This window comes from Yoonia sp. (genome assembly GCF_017854415.1).
Classification (GTDB): Bacteria; Pseudomonadota; Alphaproteobacteria; order Rhodobacterales; family Rhodobacteraceae; genus Yoonia.
Genome location: NZ_JAFMHR010000112.1, coordinates 1 through 2,443, shown reverse-complemented (window position 1 = coordinate 2,443; position 2,443 = coordinate 1). Strand labels below are relative to the sequence as shown.

Here is a 2,443-nt window from a genome sequence, read left to right as displayed (position 1 = left end):
GTCAGAATCGCGATGGAGCATGCTTATCAAGCTTCAGGTGTCCAAACCCTGATCTTGCGGGCTGGCAACTTTATCGACCCTGACGGCAATGGCGACATCATGAGCATGTTAATCATGCGCGAGATCGCCAAAGGCAAACTGACCGCTGCTGCCGACCCCGACACGTTGCAGGCATATGCCTATGTTCCCGATTGGGCGCGTGCGGCCGTTCAACTGGCTGAACAGCGCGCGGAGCTTGGCAAATTCGAAGACATTCCCTTTCCCGGGCATGCCTTTTCGATCCACGACCTGCAGCGCTGTATTGCGGAAAACACCCAGCTTAAGACAAGGATTAACCGTTTTCCTTGGTGGATCATGCGATTGCTTGGCCCCTTTTGGGAACTCGCGCGTGAAATGCACGAGATGCGCTATCTGTATGAAATGCCGCATCAGATAGGTGCTGCGAAATTCGACCAATTGCTGCCAGAGTTCGTCCCGACGGCCCTAAAAGATGTGATGTTGGCAGGGCTACCGGCTGACATCCACCCAGACAAGGCTGTGCGGACCGCCAGCAGTACCCCCATTCACATCAGCAGCGGTTAAGCCGGCGTCAATGATGCGCCAATCCGAGGACGGTAGAACATAGCTGACCCTTAGCTTTCCTGTGCTGTCAGCCCCCCAATCAGCATTTGTCGTGCCGGGATGCGGATCATTCAAATCATCACGCGCCAAAAACGCAGCCATAGCTGCGCGGTCTCCCTGCCCGCCAGTTGGATCGAGGTTGCTGTTGCCCGCAAGAATGAAACTGTCCGGAGGTGGGCCAAATGTGCCATCAAGGACGTGCTCCCACAGTTTCAGTTCGTCGCGGCTGCGCAGACCGTTCATATCCTCGGGGCCATCAAATACCGGCGGGGTCGCGGCAAAGGCCATGATTGATACCAGCGTGTCATTGGGCAAGCGGATCGGCACGATCCAATGCGCCGTCGAAGAAAGCCGTAAGATATCTTGTACTTCTGACGGAAAAAAAGGCGCGCCACCGACCTGCGGCAGTACCGCATCCGGCAAATCGCGCCACAGCATTGTACTAAGATCGGTGACTGCATCAACCGCAACAGGGTAGCGCGACAAAATTGCTATCCCGCCATCACCTGCGAACCGCCCATATCCTTGGGCGTCGCGTGCTTCGCCCGTCCAACCATTGCCGTCAATATCATAGCCTGTCGCAAGTCCCGCGTTGGGCCTGCGGGCGAAAAGATATGGATAGTCTGCCCCAAAGCCTTGCGCAAAGGCGGCAAGCGCAAGCCCGTCCAAATCATAGTCGAAGTCTGTCAGCACCAAGACATCAGGTGCCGCCTGCGCAATCGCGAAAGTGATTGCAGTCAGGCTGTCGTCTTCGCCTTTCTGGATATCGCGCAGCAGCAAGCCTGGTCCATCACGGCTAAGCGGGGCGGCAAATGTAGCGATGCGCAATTCCGCAGCTTGGGCAATACTTGCCCAAAACAAAAGGATCAGACTGCCATAGCCCCTTGCGATTCTTCGCGTTCGTAGGCCCGCAGACGCTGCTGATGGATCATATTCGCCACGCGGCTGAGTGCGACACCGCGCATCAGAATACTGGCTGGCAAGAATGCCCATGCGGATACGGTCCAAATCAAGGTCTGCGTGCTTTCAAGATTGATCGGCGTCCCAAGGATATCCGACAACTTAACAACCGCTGGCACCAAGAATGGCAGCAAAAGTCCTAAGATAATGTTAACGCGGCCATCGCGTCTGAGCCGTTTGACGACATCTCCGCCCGCTGTTGGATCAAACGTCGGTAAGTTGATCCAAACGTTGAAGGCTTCTGTGCGGCGCGGCCACTGGTAGAGAACCAGCAATATCACGAACCAGATCACTGAAAAAAGCGCTAGCAAATAGCTTAGACCTGCCGCATCGCGCAGGCGTTGGATCACGGCGGGGTCTGTTCCCTCTGGCAACGTCAGAACCATCAAACGGACGGGTGAATAGCTGAAATCAATCGCCTGCCCGATTTGTGTGCCGCTATTTTGGAAGAATGCTGTCACCTCGGACGGGGCCGTTTCGCCACGAAAAATAACCGAAAGGCAAAGCACGGTCGCAAATAGCGCGGAGAACCTGACGCGGTTGAACGGCGGCGCATCACGAAATTCAACCAAGCTGGGGCTGCTTGAGCTGTATTCAACAATCGTAAAAAGCGCGCCGAAAATCGCCACAAGCGCCACGATCTGCGTGCCGTCTTGATTGCTATCGGGCAGCAGCGCAAATGGCATGACAATCAACATCACAACCATCACAGCACTTGCCAATGCGCCAGGCAAACGAAACAGCACTTTTTATATCCTTTACGGGCCGCAGTCGGTACGCACGGCCTAGAACGAGTAGGCAGGAAATGATCCGCCATACCTAATAGACTGAACAAATCAACACGCGCGCATCAATATCGTTA

At 55.2% G+C, this 2,443-nt stretch carries 2 protein-coding genes and 1 pseudogene; 1 reads left to right on the top strand and 2 read right to left on the bottom strand.

What is annotated here, in order from left to right; all coding sequences use genetic code 11:
- Positions 1-582: pseudogene (locus QZ197_RS12250) on the top strand (epimerase); the annotation flags it as partial.
- On the opposite strand, the gene QZ197_RS12245 reads toward QZ197_RS12250, so the two are convergent.
- The gene (locus QZ197_RS12245) at positions 508-1,449 is read right to left on the bottom strand and encodes an endonuclease/exonuclease/phosphatase family protein (protein ID WP_296432283.1); all 942 of its coding nucleotides are present in this window, start codon (positions 1,447-1,449) and stop codon (positions 508-510) included. The pseudogene QZ197_RS12250 and the gene QZ197_RS12245 sit on opposite strands and share 75 nt — an antisense overlap.
- Positions 1,450-1,487: 38 nt before the next feature.
- A complete protein-coding gene (locus QZ197_RS12240; RefSeq protein ID WP_296432291.1) occupies positions 1,488-2,288 on the bottom strand; it encodes a hypothetical protein in 801 nt (266 codons plus the stop codon).
- Positions 2,289-2,443 lie beyond the last annotated feature (155 nt).

Excerpts from the sequence above, each read along its gene's own strand:
- QZ197_RS12240 (WP_296432291.1), bottom strand. The coding sequence starts at position 2,288 with ATGGTTGTGATGTTGATTGTCATGCCATTTGCGCTGCTGCCCGATAGC.